The organism is Streptomyces sp. O3 (assembly GCF_054788135.1).
On sequence record NZ_JBTVYK010000046.1, the window covers coordinates 39,502 to 56,454 of the forward strand.

Consider the following 16,953-nt stretch of genomic DNA (forward strand, 5'->3'; position numbering starts at 1 on the left):
GCAGAAAGCGCTTTCTCTAGAGGGTGGGGCCCTACCGGCAGGACGGCTGTCCCGGCGCCTGCCGCGACCGAATGACCCGGCGTGTGAAGACGAGAGGCAGGGCGAGGATGAAACGACCCGTCGTAGTGCGACTCTGCGCGGCGCTGGCCACGATGGCCGTCGCGGCCGCGACCGGTGCGGCGGTGGCGATGCCCGAGGCGTCGGCCGCGACCGGCGGCGCCACCGGCTACGCGACCCAGAACGGTGGGACCACCGGCGGCGCGGGCGGCCAGACGGTACGGGCCACCACGGGGACCGCGATCCACGCGGCCCTGTGCGGCCGGGCCAGCGGCAGCACCCCGATCACCATCGAGGTCGAGGGAACCATCCACCACGGCAACACCAGCAAGGTGTCAGGCGACAGCTGCAACACCGCCGACGGCGTGATCGAGCTCAAGGAGGTCAGCAACGTCACGATCGTCGGCGTCGGCGGCGGAGCCGTCTTCGACCAGCTGGGCATCCACCTGCGCGACGCCAGCAACATCATCATCCAGAACGTGACCGTGCGGAACGTCAAGAAGTCGGGCTCGCCCACGTCCAACGGCGGCGACGCCATCGGCATGGAGCGCAACGTCCGCAACGTATGGGTCGATCACACCACGCTGGAGGCGTCCGGCGGGGAGTCCGAGGGGTTCGACGGCCTCTTCGACCTGAAGAACAACACCCAGTACGTGACCCTGTCCTACAGCATCCTGCGCGACTCCGGGCGCGGCGGCCTCGTCGGCTCCAGCGAGAGCGACCGCTCCAACAGCTTCATCACGTACCACCACAACCGGTACGAGAACATCGACTCCCGTGCGCCCCTACTGCGCGGCGGCATAGCGCACATGTACAACAACCACTACGTGAGCCTCAACTCGTCCGGCATCAACTCCCGTGCCGGAGCACGCGCCAGGCTGGACCACAACTACTTCCAGGACTCCAAGGACGTCCTGGGCACCTTCTACACCGACGCGGCCGGTTACTGGCAGGTCAACGGCAACGTCTTCGACAACGTGACCTGGTCGAGCCCCGGCGGGGACTATCACCCCGCCGGTCCCGACCCGCGGTCCACCACCTCCGTCAGCATCCCCTACGCCCACAGCCTCGACGACGCCAGCTGTGTGCCGGGCATCGTGAGCCAGACGGCGGGCGCGGACAACGGGCTGCGGGTGTCGGACGGCGACTGCTCGCCGCAGACGCCGACGCCGACCGACCCCACACCGGGCCCGACCGACCCGACGCCGGATCCGACCGACCCCACGCCGGGGCCGACCCCGCCCAGCGGGACCAACCTCAGCATCGGGGCGGGCTCCGACGGCTCCAGCAAGGCCAGCGGCACGAGCTACGGCAACGTCCGGGACGGCGACCTGGACACCTACTGGTCACCGACCGGCTCGACCGGCTCCATCTCCATCAAGTGGGGCTCCGCCACCACCGTGTCGGCGATCACCATCCGTGAGGCGTCGGGCTCCGCGGGCGCCGTCGGGTCCTGGCGGGTCATCGACCACGACACCGGCACCGTGCTGACCTCCGGCAGCGGGGCAGGCGTCATCACCTTCCCGCAGACCACACTGCGCAAGATCACCTTCGAGATCACCAGCTCGACCGGCACTCCGCGGGTCGCCGAGTACGAGACGTACTCAGGCTAGGACTTGCCCCCCGATCCCTGCGGCAGGCGGGGTCCGGCATCCACTGGACCCCGCCTGCCGCATGAGAGTGTCAGACGATGCCGCCGTTGGCGCGGACGACCTGGCCGTTGACCCAGTGACCGGCGGGCGAGGCGAGGAAGGCCACCAGACCGGCGATGTCGGCGGGCGTGCCGAGCCGTTCGAGCGGGGCCTGGGCGGCCAGCCGGGCGACGGTCTCCTCGTCCTTGCCCTCGAAGAACAGGTCGGTCGCGGTGGGGCCGGGCGCCACCGCGTTGACGTTGACGTCCCGCCCGCGCAGCTCGCGCGCGAGGATCAGGGTGAGCGCCTCGACCGCGCCCTTGCTCGCGCTGTAAGCGCCGTAACCGGGGAAGGCGAGACCCACCACGGACGTGGAGAACATGACCACCGCCCCGCCCGCGCGGACGCGCCGGGCGGCCTGCTGGGCGACCACGAAGGTGCCGCGGATATTGGTGCGGTGCACGGCGTCCAGCTCCGCCAGGTCCAGGTCGGCGACGGGAGCCAGATACATCCGGCCAGCCGCGTGGACGACGACGTCGACGCCGCCGAACTCGGACTCGGCGGCCCCGAACAGCGCGGACACCTGCTGCTCGTCGGCGACGTCGGCCCGGACGGCGACCGCCTGGCCGCCGGCGGCCGTGATGTCCTGGACGGCGGCCTCGGCCAGATCGCGGTTGCCCGCGTAGCCGACCACGACGGCGTACTCGTCGGCGGCCAGCCGGGTCGCCGTCTCGCGGCCGATGCCGCGCGAACCGCCGGTGACGACGGCGACGCGGGCCCCGTCGGCGCCGGGGGCGGACGGGGTGCTGCTCTGCGCGGATTCCTGAGCGGATTCCTGAGCGGATTCCTGAGCGGATTCCTGAGCGGATTCCTGAGCGGATTCCTGAGCGGATTCCTGGGGGGACACGGAGACTCCTGCCGATGATTCTGGGCGAAATTAGGCTTATGCCGTGTTCGTCGTTTGCGTCTTCAGTGTGAACCGGCACGAACGGGCCAGCCATGGCTGCGCCCACCCAGGGGTTGTCGTCCCCTGGCTCAGCTCACCGGCGCACGGGACGATGGACGCGTGAACCACACGGAACTCGCCGCGTTTCTGAAGTCCCGGCGCGCCCTGGTCCGCCCGTCCGACGTCGGCCTGCCCAGCGGGCCCCGGCGCCGGGTGCCCGGCCTGCGGCGCGAGGAGGTCGCCCAGCTGGCCGGGCTGTCGGCGGACTACTACACCGAGCTGGAGCGGGGCCGCGGCGCTCAGCCGTCGGCCCAGGTGCTGGCCGCCCTCGCCAGGGCCCTGCGCCTGAACGGCGACGAACGCGACCATCTGTTCCACCTCGCCGACCGGCGGCTCCCGCCGACGGCCCACGGCCCGGCCGCGCACGTCCAGCCGGGCCTGCTCGGCCTGCTGGACCAGCTCACGGCCACCCCGGCCCAGGTCATCACCGACCTGCACGAAACGCTCGTCCAGAATCCGCTGGCCGTCGCGCTGCTCGGACGCCCCCAGGCGGCGCGCGGTCCAGCGGCGAGCTTCGTCTACCGCTGGTTCACCGACCCCGGCGCTCGGGCCGTCTACCCTCCCGAGGACCACCCCCACCACTCGCGGGTCCTCGTCGCCGACCTGCTGGCCGTCGCCGCCCGGCGCGGCCGCGACCCCGAGGTGCACCAGATGACGGCCGAACTGCGTCGGCGCAGCGAGGAGTTCGCGACGCTCTGGGACACTCGCGACGTCGCACTCCGGCGCACCGACCACAAGCGCATCGTCCACCCGGCGCTGGGCGTCATCGAACTGGACTGCCACAGCCTGTTCAGCGAGGACGGACGCCAGCGCCTGCTGTGGTTCGCCGCCCCCGTCGGCACCGAGGGCGCCGCCCAGCTGGAACTCCTCTCGGTCATCGGCAGTCAGGACATGACAGCGGACGCGAACGAACCCGGCCGTCGGCGGGCGTAGCTCGGTCGGGGGCCGAGGCGTCGGGGGCCGAGGCGTCGAGGGCCGAGGCGTCGAGGGCCGCGCGGCGGCGCGCCAGGCGGGAGGACGCGATCAGGACCGCCGCGAGGGTGCAGGCGAGCGCGGGCCAGTACATGTACCGGTAGTTCGACTCCGGCGCGGTGGGCAGATAGGTCGCGAGGTAGAGCACGGCGCTGGCGCCGAGCAGGCGCAGCTCACGGGACCACGGGCCGCGCCAGCGCCGCCGCAGTGCCAGGACCAGGGCCAGCGCCAGCCAGAACCAGCCCTGGAACAGCACCGGAACGTCCCGCACGAAGCCGGTCACATAGGACCTGAGGGCGGAGTTGAGTTCCGGGTTCACCGTGACGTTGTCCGGCGTGCCCGGCCAGTCGCCGTTGAAGTAGGGCAGGTTGCTCTGGAAGAGGAACCGGGCGAAGACGCGGGTGCGGTACGCGACGTAGTCGGCCGCGTGCCGCGGCATCTGCCGTACCCACATGGACACCAGCACGTCGGCGTGGTCGGCGGGGATCGAAGGACCGATGGCACGGTCGCCCGGCGTGCGCGGGTAGCAGGCGAAGTAGGCGTCCGTGGGAATGTCCCGCCGCTGGCACTTCTGGGCGGTGGCGACGAGGGCGTCCCGGAACTCCGGGTCCGCGCCCGCCGTCTCGGCCGCGGTGCGCACCTGCTCCGGCGTGAGGACATGGACCACGTCGTCGAGCGGGATCTGCGCGTACTGTCTGGTGGCGACCGGCTGGGTGACCGAGGACACGACCACGCCGCCCACGGCCGTGACCGCGAGCAACGAGCCGACGGCGATCAGCCAGCGGCGTCGGCCGGGCTTCGGCCAGAGGGCGAGAACGAGCAGCACGAAGACCGGGACCACCGCCGGGAAGCCGTTCTTCCGGACCAGGATCGCGTAGCCGAGGAACAGCACGCCCAGCGCCAGCAGCGCCCAGCGGGTGCGGTCGCGGCCCGCGGGCAGCTCGCGCGCGAGGAGCGCGACCGCGCACGCCGCGAGCAGCGCGTAGGCCATATGCGTGTCCTTCCACACCACGCCCGTGAAGGTCATGACATGGGGCGCCAGGCCGATCGCGAGCACCAGCAGCGACAGCGGTCGGCTGCCGGTGCGCTTCCAGACGACGACGGCGAGGACCCACAGCGTTCCCCACAGCACCGCGGCCTGGAGCGCGGCCATCGCCGCGAGCGCCCCGGTGACGTCGACGAGGGTCCGCCACAGCAGGGCCATCACCGGCGGGTGCCAGTCGGTCACCGGCCGGACGCCCTCCGCCTGGAGCCACTGCTCGACGCTGTCCTGGCTGAGGAAGCCCGGATGGAAGACGACGGACACGGCGTAGCCGCAGACCGCCGCGGCGGCCCCGAGAACCCACGGCCAGTACGGACCGCCGCGGAGCGCCGCGGCCCGCCGTCCGGTGACGCCGGGCACGGGTGCGGAGTCCTCTCGGGCGGGGGCGAAGACGAGACTGCGGTACACGGTGAAGCGCAGCAGGGTGGCCGCCGACCACCCGAACAGCCGTGCCGCGTTGTCGCTCAACGGGGAGCTGAGTCCGAGCAGCTCGTGCGCGACGTAGACGGGGACGGCCGTGACGACGAGACCCGCCAGATTGGCGGCCAGGAACCAGGCGACCTCGCGCCGGTCGATCCGGCCCTTCCGGTCGCGGTAGGTCCAGTGCCGGTTGCCGAACCAGCTGACCGCCATGGCGAGCAGGGTGGCGACGGCCGAGGCCAGCACCGGCGCACCGCGCAGCGGGCCGCCGCCGCCCGCCGAGCCGAGGATCAAAAGGTTGAAGCTCGCGGTCTCCACGAGGAACGCGACCGCGCCGACGGCGCCGAACGCGGCGACCTCCCGCCAGATCTTCCGTACCCATGCGGGCGTGTGTCGCTCCGTCGGCGTCGACTCCAGCATGCGCCAAAGTTAACCCCCGGAAAGCGAAAAGTGCACAAACTGCATAGTGTCGACCGTTATATGTAGTAATCCGTCATTCTGAAGGATGCCGATGAGCCCCACCATCGCCTGCGTCGTCCCCTGCTACAACGAAGCGGCGGCCATCGGGAAGGTGGTGCGCGACCTGCGCGCTTCCCTGCCGGAGGCCCTGATCTACGTCTACGACAACGCGTCGACGGACGACACCGTCGCGAAGGCGCGGGCGGCGGGCGCGATCGTGCGACACGAGCCGCGCAAGGGCAAGGGCAACGTCATCCGCCGCGCCTTCGCCGACGTCGAGGCCGACGCGCTGCTGATCATCGACGGCGACGACACCTATGACGCCTCGCGCGCCCGCGACATGGTCGACCTGTTGTTCGCGGGCCCCTACGACCAAGTGGTCGGCGCGCGCCGGGAGGTCGTCGAGACCGCGTACCGGTCCGGACACGCGGTCGGCAACAAGATGCTCACCGGGGCCGTCCGCGCGCTGTTCGGCAACGACGTGACCGACATGCTCAGCGGTTACCGCGTCTTCTCGCGACGGTACGTCAAGTCCTTTCCCGCGCTGTCACGGGAGTTCGAGACGGAGACCGAGATGACCGTGCACGCGCTCAGCCTGCGCCTGCCGACGGCCGAGATCGAGGTCGACTTCAAGGACCGCCCGGCCGGCAGCGTGAGCAAGCTGCGCACCTACCGCGACGGCTGGCGCATCCTCAGACTCATCCTGGGGCTGGCCCGACGGCAGCGCCCCTCGCAGTTCCACTCGGTGATCGCCGCGCTCTTGATGACCACCTCGCTGGCGCTGGGGCTGCCCATCGTCGTCGAGTTCGCCCAGTCGGGCACCGTGCCGCGGATTCCGACCGCCGTCCTGGCCGCCGCCATCATGATCATCGCGGTGCTGGTGCTGCTCGTCGGCTACATCCTCGAGTCGTTCATGTACTCCCGGCAGGAACAGGCCCGGCTGGCACACCTGCGCTACCCGGCGCCCTCGCGCGGAGCGGACTTCGTGCCGAGCGAGATGGCGGACGACCCCGGCCCCGCTCCCGCGGCCTCCCGCCGACTCGTCCGCCTGCTCAGGCTGGTGTCCCTGTCCCGGTGAACATGGCCGTGGAGCCGTGGATTTCCAGGGAGCCACGCCGTATAGCCTGGGGAAATGCTGACAGAAGTCATCGCGACCCGCTACGTGACACCACTACGTGAGGGCGGCTCGCTCCCCGGCATCGTCGAGGCCGACGATCTCGGCACGTACGTCATGAAATTCACCGGCGCCGGGCAGGGGCGCAAGACCCTGGTCGCCGAGGTCATCTGCGGACAGCTCGCGCGCCGACTCGGGTTGCGGGTGCCCGAGTTGGTGGGGATCCAGCTCGACCCGGCGATCGGGCTGGCCGAGCCGGACCAGGAGGTGCAGGAGCTCCTCAAGGCGAGCGGCGGACTCAATCTGGGCATGGACTACCTGCCCGGCTCGATCGGCTTCGACCCGCTCGCCTATGAGATGGCCGCCGATGAGGCGGGCCGGATCGTGTGGTTCGACGCGCTGGTCAACAACGTCGACCGCTCCTGGCGCAACCCCAACATGCTGGTCTGGCACGGCGACCCCTGGCTCATCGACCACGGCGCCAGCATGATCTGGCACCACAACTGGCGCACCGCGGACGCCGCGGCCGCGAAGCCCTACGACGCGTCCGATCACGTCCTGGCCCCCTTCGGGCCCGACGTCGCCGCCGCGGCCGCCGAGCTCGCCCCGCGCGTCACCCATGACCTGCTCGACGAGGTCGCCGCCGACGTCCCGGACGCCTGGCTGGTCGACGAGCCGGGGTTCGACCACCCCGACGAGCTGCGCCGCGCCTATGTCTCCGTGCTGTACGCGCGCGTAGCGGGCCTCGCGGACCGGATCACCCTGGGGCCGCGGACCGAGCGCCCCGCGTCGGCGGCGCCCGGCTGGCTGACCGACCATCTGGCCCCCTGGCCGCACACCACCCGCGAGGCCGGACGCGAAGCCGGGCACGAAGCCGGACGTGAAACCGGGCGCGCGGCGGCGCACACGGTCGAGAGCGAGGGCGGCGCCAAGTGAGCGAGCGGGATGTCTTCGAGTACGCGCTGCTGCGGGTGGTCCCGCGCGTGGAGCGCGGCGAACAGTTCAACGCGGGCGTCGTGGTGTACTGCCGCGCCAGGACCTTCGTGGCCGCCCGCACCCACCTCGACGAGGCCAAACTGGCCGCACTCGACCCGCACGCGGACGTCGCCGGGGTACGGGCCGCGCTGCGCGCCGTCGAGGGCGTCTGCCACGGCGGCGAGGCGGCGGGACAGGCAGCCCGCGACGACGCCGGGCGGCGGTTCCGCTGGCTGATCGCCCCGCGCTCGACCGTCGTGCAGCCGGGCCCGGTGCACACCGGCCTGACCGCCGACCCGCGGGCGGAGGTGGAGCGCCTCCTCGACCTCCTGGTGCGCTGAGGGGCGCTCCAGACGCGCTCCAGACGCGTCCCAGGGGCGCATGGCTGGGGACGCGTGGCCAGGGCTGGCGCCCGGTGGGCCGTTGACACCGGGTGCCAGGGCTTCTAGCGTCACGTCTGCTGTAGGTACTAAGCGGTCGCTCACCATCCCGGCGCGCCGCGAGAACCGTTTCCAAGGGCGAGGAGAACCAGCATGTCCACCACCGAGCAGCGGGTAGCCGTCGTGACGGGCGCCGCGCGAGGCATCGGCGCCGCGACCGCCGTACGACTGGCCGCCGAAGGCCGCGCCGTCGCCGTCATCGACCTCGACGAGGCGGCCTGCAAGGACACCGTGGAGACCATCACCGCGGCCGGTGGCAGGGCGCTCGCCGTCGGCTGCGACGTCTCCGACGAGGCCCAGGTCGAGGCGGCCGTCGAGAGGGTCGCCGCCGAGCTGGGAGCGCCGTCGATCCTGGTCAACAACGCGGGCGTGCTCCGCGACAACCTGCTGTTCAAGATGGCCGCGTCCGACTGGGACACGGTCATGAACGTGCACCTGCGCGGCGCGTTCCTGATGGCCAAGGCCTGCCAGAAGCACATGGTGGACGCGGGCTTCGGCCGGATCGTCAACCTCTCCAGCTCCTCCGCCCTCGGCAACCGCGGCCAGGCCAACTACTCCGCCGCCAAGGCCGGTCTGCAGGGCTTCACCAAGACCCTCGCCAAGGAACTCGGCAAGTTCGGCATCACCGCCAACTCCGTCGCCCCCGGCTTCATCGCCACCGAGATGACCAAGGCCACCGCCGAGCGCGTCGGCATGGGCTTCGAGGACTTCCAGGCCGCGGCCGCCACCCAGATCCCCGTCCAGCGCGTCGGCAGGCCCGAGGACATCGCGAACGCCATCGCCTTCTTCACCGGTGAGGCGGCCGGGTTCGTCTCGGGCCAGGTCCTGTACGTGGCCGGCGGTCCGCTCGACTGACCCGCCGCCCGATCAGGGCTGACGGGACGACGGGCTGACTGGCTGGCTGACCGACTCGCTGACTCAGGTAAGGACGACGGATCATGACCGTGCAGGACAGTGGAAAGGCCGCTCTGGTCACCGGCGCGAGCCGGGGGATCGGCTACGGCATCGCCGAGGCGCTGGTCGCCCGCGGCGACCGGGTGTGCATCACCGGGCGCAACGAGGACACCCTCAAGGAGGCCGTCGAGAGGCTCGGCGCCGACCGGGTGATCGGCGTCGCGGGCAAGGCCCACGACGAGGCCCACCAGGAGCGCGCCGTCGAGCAGGCCATGGCGGCCTTCGGGCGGCTCGACTTCCTGGTCAACAACGCCGGCACCAACCCGGTGTTCGGGCCGATCGCCGAACTCGACCTGAACGTCGCGCGCAAGGTGTACGAGACCAACGTCATCTCGGCGCTCGGCTTCGCCCAGCGGACCTGGCGGGCCTGGCAGAGCGAGCACGGCGGGGCGATCGTCAACATCGCCTCCATCGCCGGAGTCTCGGCCTCGCCCTTCATCGGCGCGTACGGCATGAGCAAGGCGGCCATGGTGAATCTGACGCTGCAACTGGCGCACGAGTTCGCGCCGGGGGTACGCGTCAACGCCATCGCGCCCGCGGTCGTGAAGACCAAGTTCGCCCAGGCGATCTACGAGGGCCGGGAGGACGAGGCGGCCGCGGCCTACCCGCTGGGCCGCCTCGGGATGCCCGAGGACATCGGGGGCGCCGCCGCGTTCCTCACATCGGACCAGTCGGACTGGATCACCGGCCAGACACTCGTGGTGGACGGCGGCATCTTCCTCAACGCGGGCGTCAGCTGACGACCCCCCTGAACGACCCGGACACCGCGTACGGCCCGGACACCGCGTACGGCCCGGACACCGCGTACGGCCCGGACACCGCGTACGGCCCGAACGCCGCGTACGGCCTGAACACCGCGAACGACCCGAACACCCTGAACTCCTCGAACGGCCTGAACGCCTCGTAGGTGACGTTCACCCCCATCAAGTGCCCCGCCAGACCTCCACAGCGGACCCGGCGGGGCACTGCGGTATCGTCTGCCAACCCTTGGCGTGGCCTGATCGAGGAGCGTGCACGTGTTCAACCGGACCCGATGTCTGCAGGCAGCTGCGACAGTTGCGTCCATATCCCTGCTGACGGGATGCGGAGTGCTCTCTTCGGGGGATTCCGACGACAGCGAACGCATCGTCGTGGGCACCACCAGCGCCCCGAGCACGCTCGACCCGGCGGCCGCCTGGGACGGCTCCTGGGAGCTGTACCGCAACGTCTACCAGACCCTGCTGAGCTTCCCGGCCGGCGGAACGGTCCCCGAGCCGGACGCGGCCAAGGAGTGCGAGTTCACCGACGCGGCCCACCGCACGTACCGCTGCGAGATACGCGAGGGCCTGAGCTTCTCCAACGGGGACAAGCTCGACGCCGCCGCGGTGAAGCACTCCGTCGACCGGATCAGGAAGATCCAGGTCCAGGGCGGCCCCGAAGGGCTGCTGGGCAGCCTCGACCGGGTCGAGACGAAGGGCGACCACGAGGTCGTCTTCCACCTCAACAAGGCCGACGCGACCTTCCCGTTCGTGCTCGCCACCCCCGCGCTGTCCCTGGTGAACCCCAAGGAGTACCCCGCGGACAAGCTCCGCGAGAAGCAGGACGAGATCTCCGGCTCCGGGCCCTACGTCCTGGACTCCTACGACGAGGGCGAGACGGCGAAGCTGTCCAAGAACCCGCGTTACAAGGGGCGGGCCGCGCACAAGAACGACGCCGTCACCATCCGCTACTTCAAGGACTCGTCCGCCATGGTCGACGCCCTGAGGAAGCAGCGGATCGACGTGACCTTCCGCGGTCTGGCCTCGGAGGACATCGTCGCCCTCCAGAGCGACGACAAGGGCGACGGCCTCCAGCTCCTCGAAGGCGCCGGGATGGAGATCCGCTACCTGGTGTTCAACCTCGAGGAGACCTGGACGAGGAAACCGGCGGTCCGCAAGGCCGTCGCCCAGGTCATCGACCGCGGCGCGATCGCGCACAAGGTCTACAAAGACACCGTCGAGCCGCTCTACTCGATGGTCCCCAAGGGCGTCACCGGCCACACCACGGGCTTCTTCGACGACTACGGCAAGCCGAGCACCGAGAAGGCCAGGAAGATCCTCACCGACGCGGGCATCACCGAGCCCGTGCCGCTGACGCTCTGGTACACCACCGACCGCTACGGCTCCGTCACCGAACCCGAGTTCAAGGAGATCAAGCGGCAGCTCGACAAAACCGGGCTGTTCGACGTCACGCTCAAGAGCCACGACGTCTGGAAGACGTACGAGAAGGGCTACCGCAACGGCGACTACCCCGTCTTCGGCCGTGGCTGGTTCCCCGACTTCCCGGACCCGGACAACTTCATCGCGCCCTTCGTCGGCGAGCGCAACGCCCTCGGCACGCCCTACCCGGCTCCGAAGATCACCGACGTACTGCTGCCGCAGTCCCGGCAGGAGAGCGACCGCGGCGCGGTGGCCGGGCACATCAAGAAGGCACAGGAGATCCTCGTGGACGACGTACGGCTGCTGCCGCTGTGGCAGGGCAAGCAGTACCTCGCGGCGAGCGAGGAGATCGCGGGCGGCGAACGCTCGCTGGACCCCTCGACGATCATGATGATGTGGGAGCTCCAGCGGAAGACCAGCTGGTAGCGGCCGGTTCCAGGGGGCGTTGTCAGTGCCGGGCGGTAGGTTCTGCGGTGCATGAGTGATCGCAGTGCATAAGTGACCGCAGCACACCGGAGGTTGTTGACGTGACCGACACTGACCTGCTCCCCGAGTCCTGGCGCGGGGTCCTGGGCGACGAGCTCCACCAGCCCTACTTCAAGGAGCTCCTGGACTTCGTCGAGGACGAGCGGGCGAAGGGGCCCGTGTACCCGCCGCGCGAGCAGGTGTTCGCCGCGCTGGAGGCCACGCCGTTCGACCAGGTCAAGGTGCTGGTGCTCGGCCAGGACCCGTACCACGGCGAGGGCCAGGGGCACGGCCTGTGCTTCTCCGTGCGGCCCGGTGTGAAGACCCCGCCCTCGCTGCGGAACATCTACAAGGAGATGCACGCCGAGCTCGGCACCCCGATCCCCGACAACGGCTACCTGCTGCCGTGGGCACAGCAGGGCGTGCTGCTGCTGAACGCGGTCCTGACGGTCCGCTCAGGGGAGGCCAACTCTCACAAGGGCAAGGGCTGGGAGAAGTTCACGGACGCGGTGATCAGGGCGGTGGCCGAGCGCACCGACCCGGCCGTGTTCGTGCTGTGGGGGAACTACGCGCAGAAGAAGCTCCCGCTGATCGACACCGAGCGGCATGTCGTGGTGAAGGGCGCGCACCCCTCGCCGCTGTCCGCCAAGAAGTTCTTCGGGTCCCGGCCGTTCACCCAGATCAACGAGGCGGTGGCGGCCCAGGGACACGCCCCGATCGACTGGCGCATCCCCGACCTGGCGCAGTCGGCGGCCTGACCCCGCTCCGGACCTCTCTGCGCCCTGGCACCCCGCGCCTGCCCGCGATTGTCAGTGGCGGCGGTTAGCGTCACAGGTGATCGGCGGTTGGCGGTCGGCGAGCTCGTACGAGTGTGGTGGAGGCAGCAGTGGCAGAGCAGCGGGAACAGCTGGCGCAGGACCCGGTGATGGCCCGAGCGGGACAGGCGATCATGCTGCACCGGGCGGGCGACCGGGAAGAGGCTCGGAACCGCTTCCTGGAGCTGTGGACCGAGATCGGCGAGGACGGCGACCCCCTGCACCGCTGCACCATCGCGCACTACATGGCCGACACTCAGGACGACCCCGCGGACGAGCTGGCCTGGGACCTGCGGGCGCTGACCGCGGCCGACGCGCTGACCGACGAGCGACTGGGGGAGCACCACCAGTCGCTCGCGGTACGCGCGTTCTATCCCTCGCTGCACCTCAACCTGGCCGCCGACTATGTGAAACTCGGCCGCGACCAGGAGGCGCGCACCCACCTGCGGAAGGCGCGGGGCGTCCTCGGCGTGCTGGGGGACGACCCGTACGGCGAGGGCGTACGGGCCGCCGTGGAGCGTCTGGAGCTGCGGCTCGCCGGACCGGGCGGGGCCACCGGCGAGGGGGAGCCCGGCGGGCCTGGCGGGCCCGCCAGGCCGCCCCGTCAGCGGCCGTAGGCCTCCTGGCAGATACGCGCCTCGGGGCTGTCCGGCGCCCAGCCGCCGTATCGCTCACCCAGCCCGCACAGACCGGCCCAGGCCCGCTCGACCTCCGGCTCCGGCACGGTGACGCCGCCGGGGTCGAGGCCGGGCGGCGCGGTGGTCGGGACAGGGATCCGAGGGAGACGGCTGGGCAGCGGCGGGCGGGCGTCGCCCCCCGGAGTGCGGACCGGAGGCACCGTCTCGGGACGGGCGGTGTGGCCGGGCCCAGCGGACTCGGCAGGCGCCGCGGCGGGGCGGGGCGAGACCGGTCCCGACGGGGGAGCGCTGGGCGACGCCCGGTTGTCCGCCGGGGAGATCATCTCCAACGCCTCACGCGCGGGCGCCTGCACCTCGCGCGGCTCCGTGCCGTGGCGGGCCTCAGGCGCGGCGGGCGGCGTCGCGGTGGGAGACGGCGGCTCGGCCCCGGGCGGCCGGTCCACGGTGACACAGCCGGAGACGGCCGACGCCGTCACCGTCACCAGCAGGGCCGCGGTGGTTGTTGATCGGTGCATCCGCGCCACTCTGGTGCCTCGACGGCGCGGCGTCGCTCGGACGGGCCGGATGTGCCCCACACGAGTGATCAGGCCGGTTGACGAGGACGGCGCGCAACGCCGCGTATGCTGCCGAAGCGGAACGCCAGTGAACAGCAGGGAGACGGACGTGAAGGTCGGCTGCATCGGGCTCGGGGACATCGCGCGGAAGGCCTACCTGCCGGTGCTCAGCACCCTTCCGGGGGTCGAACTGCACCTGCAGACCCGCACCTCCGCCACGCTCGACCGGATCGCGGCCGCCCACCACATCCCCGACGCCCGCTGCCACACCGACCTCGACGCGCTGCTCGCCCAGGACCTCGACGCCGCCTTCGTCCACGCCCCGACCGCCGTACACCCGCAGATCGTCACCCGGCTGCTCGAAGCGGGCGTCCCCACCTACGTCGACAAGCCCCTGGCCTACGAGATCGCCGAGTCCGAACGGCTCGTACGGCTCGCCGAACAGCGCGCCACCAGCCTCGCCGTCGGCTTCAACCGCCGTTACGCGCCCGGCTACGCCCAGTGCATCGAGCACCCGCGCGACCTCATCCTGATGCAGAAGAACCGCGTCGGACTGCCCGAGGACCCGCGCACGCTCGTGCTGGACGACTTCATCCATGTGGTGGACACGCTGCGCTTCCTGGCGCCGGGCGCCGTCGACCACATCGGCGTGCGGGCCCGCGTCGAGGACGGCCTGCTGCACCACGTGGTGCTCCAGCTCGGCGGTGACGGCTTCACGGCGATCGGCATGATGAACCGGCTCAGCGGCTCGGCCGAGGAGATCCTCGAGGTGTCCGGCCAGGACACCAAGCGGGAGGTACGCAACCTCGCCGAGGTCGTGGACCACAAGGGCCAGCCGAGCGTGCGGCGGCGTGGCGACTGGGTGCCGGTCGCCAGACAGCGCGGCATCGAGCAGATCGTGCTCGCCTTCCTGGACTCGGTACGGGCGGGGATGGTGCTCAGCGCGCAGGACGCCCTGATGACCCACGAGCTGTGCGAGCGGATCGTCCAGCGCGCTGAGGAGCAGGCCTCCTGAGCGCCCGTACGGCCTCGGCCGCGCACAGCACGGCCAGCACCCCGAGCGCCCCGTACACCGCCCAGTCGCCGAGCCGTACATAGAGCGTGCTGCCCGAGGCCAGCGGCACGTCGTAGACCGCGGCCGCGCGAGCCTCGGTGCCGAGCCGGTCCCCGATCCGCTCACCTCGCGGGCCGTACACGGCCGAGACCCCGGTGAGCGTGGCGTGCACCACGGGACGGCCGCTCTCGGCGGCCCGCAGCGCCGCCAGCGACGCGTGCTGCCGCGGCGCCCAACTGCCCTGGAACGTGGAGGTCGCCGACTGGGCCACCAGCAACCGCGCGCCGTCTCGGGTCAGCTGACGGCTCATGTCGGGGAACGCCGTCTCGAAGCAGATCAGCGGCCCGGCGACGAGACCGTCCGACACGCTGAGCAGGACCGGAGCCCGGCCACGCCCGCGGTCCTCGTCCGCGGCCTCGCCCACGGACGTCGCCCAGCCGAGCAGCGAACGGGCGGGCACATACTCGCCGAAGGGCACCAGACGCATCTTGTCGTACCGCTGGCCGGTCGGTCCTTCGGGGCCGACCAGGACCGATGACTTGAAGATGCCGGGCCGGTCCGAGCGCCGCGCGTCGACGTTCACCAGGATCGGCGCGCCCACGTCGCGCGACAGCGCGGCGAGCCGGTCGGCCAGGTCGGGCCGGTCCGCCAGGTCGTGCCCGACGCTGCTCTCCCCCCACACCACCAGATCCAGGTCCTGTCCGCTGAGCGTGCGGGTCAGCGCCTCCTCGCGGGCGAAGCGCGCGTCGCCGCCGCCGAGGCCGTTCACGACGCCGGGCTGTACGAGAGCGATCCGGGCCGGGTCGGCGGGCCGCGGCCGCGGGGCCCAGACCCAGACCGCCGCGGTGACGACGGCGGCCGCGCAGATCCCGGCGAGCGCCGGGGCACGGGCCGCGGGCACCGCGGCCAGCGCGGCGAGAGCGGTGTTCACCGCCACGATCAGCAGACCGACCAGCCACACCCCGCCCACCGACGCGACCCGCAGCGCCGGTTCCACCTGCCACTGACTGGAGCCAAGCAGCCCCCAGGGACCGCCCAACCCCTCCCAGGACCTGACCAGTTCGACGGCCAGCCAGGCTGACGGCAGCACGACCAGGGCCGCGGCGCCCCGCCCCGCCGTGGGGTGCCCGCCGCCCAGCAGACGCCGCGTCAGCCAGCCCCAGGGCGCCCAGAGCGCCCCCAGCAGAGCGGCGATCAGCACCGTGAACACATGCAGGTTCGGCAGCAGCCAGTGGTGCGCCGCGAGCATGAACCCGGCCCCGCCCAGCCAGCCGTCCAGCGCGGCCCGCCGCCCGCTCGGCGCCGAGGCCGCCAGCAGCATCCAGGGCACCAGCGCGACATACGCGAACCACCACCAGGACGGGGCCGGAAACGCCAGCGCGGGCAGCGCCCCGGCGACCAGGGCGGCGCCGCCCCGCCACCACGGATTGCCGAGTGGCGCCGCCCAGCGGCCGACAGCGACGTCCATCGCGCGCCTCCTCGCCCCGGACGCCCGGTGCGTACTACGTCCCAGTGTGCGCGCCCCGGTCCGTGCCGCGACAGGGCCGAGACAGGGCCGAGACAGGGCCGCGCAACCGGGTCCTACCGGTCGGCCGGGGGCGCGGTCCTCAGCTGGTGGCGGCGCCACTTCTCGTGGACGACGACGCGGGTGACCCGCCAGCCGACGGGGGTGCGCAGCACCGAGAACGCGTACCGGCCACCGCACTCGAAGTCCGGTGCGGAGTCGCCCCCGTCCGCCCCGGCCGTCCGCATGGGGTTCAGATAGTCGGCCCGTACCTGGGCGGTGTCGCCGGGGTCGCCGTCCACGGCGTCGAGGCGGAGCCGCCGGTTGACGATCAGATGCTGCCGCATCGCGAACCGTCCCACGGTGCCCGCCAGCCACTCGGCTACCTCGTCGGCGGGGCCCTCGACACCGCCCGCCGAGCGGTAGTCCGCACGTCCGTCCGGACTGAACAGTTCCCGGTAGGCCGTCCAGTCCCCGTCGTCGAGGCAGTGCGCGTAGTCGGTGAGCAGAGCGTCGATCGCCAGCCGGTCCATCACGGTCGCAAGGTCCACACGCTGTGTCATCGACCCAGTCTTGGCCACCGCGGCGTACGAGCCAAGAGGCGTGCGGTCAGCGGCGTACGGCCGCGGCGTCGGCGGCCCGACGCGGACGGCCCGCGCCGCGCGCCGCGCGACGG

General features: G+C 71.8%; 17 protein-coding genes. 11 read left to right on the forward strand and 6 right to left on the reverse strand.

The genetic code is table 11. From position 1 onward, the window contains the following. Window positions 1–107 precede the first annotated feature (107 nt). Entirely contained in the window at window positions 108–1,670 is a 1,563-nt protein-coding gene (locus tag ACX6XY_RS22265; RefSeq protein ID WP_460333486.1) for a pectate lyase family protein, read from the forward strand. A 70-nt stretch (window positions 1,671–1,740) separates the two neighbouring features. Here ACX6XY_RS22265 and ACX6XY_RS22270 read toward each other — a convergent pair whose 3' ends face one another. Beyond that, entirely contained in the window at window positions 1,741–2,595 is an 855-nt protein-coding gene (locus ACX6XY_RS22270; protein ID WP_460333489.1) for an SDR family oxidoreductase, read from the reverse strand. Window positions 2,596–2,754: 159 nt separating this feature from the next. Here ACX6XY_RS22270 and ACX6XY_RS22275 point away from each other — a divergent pair, with 159 nt between their 5' ends. Next, entirely contained in the window at window positions 2,755–3,627 is an 873-nt protein-coding gene (locus ACX6XY_RS22275; RefSeq protein WP_460333492.1) for an MmyB family transcriptional regulator, read from the forward strand. Here ACX6XY_RS22275 and ACX6XY_RS22280 read toward each other — a convergent pair. Continuing rightward, complete coding sequence (locus tag ACX6XY_RS22280; RefSeq protein ID WP_460333495.1) at window positions 3,569–5,548, reverse strand: GtrA family protein; 1,980 nt, start codon at window positions 5,546–5,548, stop codon at window positions 3,569–3,571. The genes ACX6XY_RS22275 and ACX6XY_RS22280 overlap by 59 nt on opposite strands. A gap of 91 nt (window positions 5,549–5,639) precedes the next feature. On the opposite strand from ACX6XY_RS22280, the gene ACX6XY_RS22285 reads away from it, so the two are divergent. The 5 genes from ACX6XY_RS22285 to ACX6XY_RS22305 all read left to right on the forward strand — a co-directional run bounded on the left by ACX6XY_RS22285 (window position 5,640) and on the right by ACX6XY_RS22305 (window position 9,810). After that, window positions 5,640–6,665, forward strand: a complete 1,026-nt coding sequence (locus ACX6XY_RS22285) for a glycosyltransferase family 2 protein (RefSeq protein ID WP_460333498.1) — start codon at window positions 5,640–5,642, stop codon at window positions 6,663–6,665. Between the two features lie 54 nt (window positions 6,666–6,719). Then, the gene (locus ACX6XY_RS22290; RefSeq protein ID WP_460333501.1) at window positions 6,720–7,637 is read left to right on the forward strand and encodes a HipA family kinase; all 918 of its coding nucleotides are present in this window, start codon (window positions 6,720–6,722) and stop codon (window positions 7,635–7,637) included. Further along, complete coding sequence (locus ACX6XY_RS22295) at window positions 7,634–8,017, forward strand: DUF3037 domain-containing protein (protein WP_460333504.1); 384 nt, start codon at window positions 7,634–7,636, stop codon at window positions 8,015–8,017. The genes ACX6XY_RS22290 and ACX6XY_RS22295 overlap by 4 nt, the downstream gene beginning before the upstream one ends. Window positions 8,018–8,209: 192 nt before the next feature. Further along, window positions 8,210–8,971 carry a 3-oxoacyl-ACP reductase FabG gene (gene fabG / locus ACX6XY_RS22300; protein WP_460333507.1) on the forward strand — a complete coding sequence of 254 codons (762 nt, stop codon included), beginning with the start codon at window positions 8,210–8,212 and terminating at the stop codon, window positions 8,969–8,971. 83 nt (window positions 8,972–9,054) lie between these two features. After that, window positions 9,055–9,810: an SDR family oxidoreductase gene (locus tag ACX6XY_RS22305; RefSeq protein ID WP_460333510.1), complete on the forward strand. Its 756-nt coding sequence runs from the start codon at window positions 9,055–9,057 to the stop codon at window positions 9,808–9,810. Here ACX6XY_RS22305 and ACX6XY_RS22310 read toward each other — a convergent pair. Beyond that, on the reverse strand, window positions 9,803–9,994 hold the full coding sequence (locus tag ACX6XY_RS22310; RefSeq protein ID WP_460333513.1) for a hypothetical protein: 192 nt from the start codon (window positions 9,992–9,994) through the stop codon (window positions 9,803–9,805). The genes ACX6XY_RS22305 and ACX6XY_RS22310 overlap by 8 nt on opposite strands. Window positions 9,995–10,086: 92 nt before the next feature. Here ACX6XY_RS22310 and ACX6XY_RS22315 point away from each other — a divergent pair, with 92 nt between their 5' ends. The 3 genes from ACX6XY_RS22315 (at window position 10,087) to ACX6XY_RS22325 (ending at window position 13,144) form a co-directional block, all read left to right on the forward strand. Continuing rightward, complete coding sequence (locus ACX6XY_RS22315; protein WP_460333516.1) at window positions 10,087–11,673, forward strand: ABC transporter substrate-binding protein; 1,587 nt, start codon at window positions 10,087–10,089, stop codon at window positions 11,671–11,673. A gap of 101 nt (window positions 11,674–11,774) precedes the next feature. Next, window positions 11,775–12,470, forward strand: coding sequence for a uracil-DNA glycosylase (gene ung / locus ACX6XY_RS22320; protein ID WP_460333519.1), 696 nt, complete (start codon window positions 11,775–11,777; stop codon window positions 12,468–12,470). Between the two features lie 128 nt (window positions 12,471–12,598). Beyond that, window positions 12,599–13,144, forward strand: a complete 546-nt coding sequence (locus tag ACX6XY_RS22325) for a hypothetical protein (RefSeq protein WP_460333522.1) — start codon at window positions 12,599–12,601, stop codon at window positions 13,142–13,144. Here ACX6XY_RS22325 and ACX6XY_RS22330 read toward each other — a convergent pair. Continuing rightward, the gene (locus tag ACX6XY_RS22330; protein ID WP_460333524.1) at window positions 13,132–13,680 is read right to left on the reverse strand and encodes a hypothetical protein; all 549 of its coding nucleotides are present in this window, start codon (window positions 13,678–13,680) and stop codon (window positions 13,132–13,134) included. The two genes, ACX6XY_RS22325 and ACX6XY_RS22330, sit on opposite strands and share 13 nt — an antisense overlap. A 148-nt stretch (window positions 13,681–13,828) precedes the next feature. Here ACX6XY_RS22330 and ACX6XY_RS22335 point away from each other — a divergent pair, with 148 nt between their 5' ends. Further along, window positions 13,829–14,734 (forward strand): Gfo/Idh/MocA family protein, encoded by a 906-nt coding sequence (locus ACX6XY_RS22335; RefSeq protein WP_460333536.1) that lies wholly within the window; start codon window positions 13,829–13,831, stop codon window positions 14,732–14,734. Here the strand turns inward: ACX6XY_RS22335 and lnt are convergent. Both lnt and ACX6XY_RS22345 read right to left on the reverse strand, forming a co-directional pair. Next, complete coding sequence (gene lnt / locus ACX6XY_RS22340) at window positions 14,658–16,241, reverse strand: apolipoprotein N-acyltransferase (protein ID WP_460333527.1); 1,584 nt, start codon at window positions 16,239–16,241, stop codon at window positions 14,658–14,660. The genes ACX6XY_RS22335 and lnt overlap by 77 nt on opposite strands. Before the next feature lie 113 nt (window positions 16,242–16,354). Then, the gene (locus ACX6XY_RS22345; protein WP_460333539.1) at window positions 16,355–16,840 is read right to left on the reverse strand and encodes a nuclear transport factor 2 family protein; all 486 of its coding nucleotides are present in this window, start codon (window positions 16,838–16,840) and stop codon (window positions 16,355–16,357) included. Between the last annotated feature and the right edge of the window lie 113 nt (window positions 16,841–16,953).

What these genes read in the sequence shown, in the direction of transcription:
- fabG (WP_460333507.1), top strand. Translation starts at nt 8,210, where the DNA reads ATGTCCACCACCGAGCAGCGGGTAGCCGTCGTGACGGGCGCCGCGCGA.
- lnt (WP_460333527.1), bottom strand. Translation starts at nt 16,241, where the DNA reads ATGGACGTCGCTGTCGGCCGCTGGGCGGCGCCACTCGGCAATCCGTGG.
- ACX6XY_RS22280 (WP_460333495.1), bottom strand. Translation starts at nt 5,548, where the DNA reads ATGCTGGAGTCGACGCCGACGGAGCGACACACGCCCGCATGGGTACGG.
- ACX6XY_RS22285 (WP_460333498.1), top strand. Translation starts at nt 5,640, where the DNA reads ATGAGCCCCACCATCGCCTGCGTCGTCCCCTGCTACAACGAAGCGGCG.
- ACX6XY_RS22290 (WP_460333501.1), top strand. Translation starts at nt 6,720, where the DNA reads ATGCTGACAGAAGTCATCGCGACCCGCTACGTGACACCACTACGTGAG.
- ACX6XY_RS22265 (WP_460333486.1), top strand. Translation starts at nt 108, where the DNA reads ATGAAACGACCCGTCGTAGTGCGACTCTGCGCGGCGCTGGCCACGATG.
- ACX6XY_RS22305 (WP_460333510.1), top strand. Translation starts at nt 9,055, where the DNA reads ATGACCGTGCAGGACAGTGGAAAGGCCGCTCTGGTCACCGGCGCGAGC.
- ACX6XY_RS22330 (WP_460333524.1), bottom strand. Translation starts at nt 13,680, where the DNA reads ATGCACCGATCAACAACCACCGCGGCCCTGCTGGTGACGGTGACGGCG.
- ACX6XY_RS22310 (WP_460333513.1), bottom strand. Translation starts at nt 9,994, where the DNA reads ATGGGGGTGAACGTCACCTACGAGGCGTTCAGGCCGTTCGAGGAGTTC.
- ACX6XY_RS22345 (WP_460333539.1), bottom strand. Translation starts at nt 16,840, where the DNA reads ATGACACAGCGTGTGGACCTTGCGACCGTGATGGACCGGCTGGCGATC.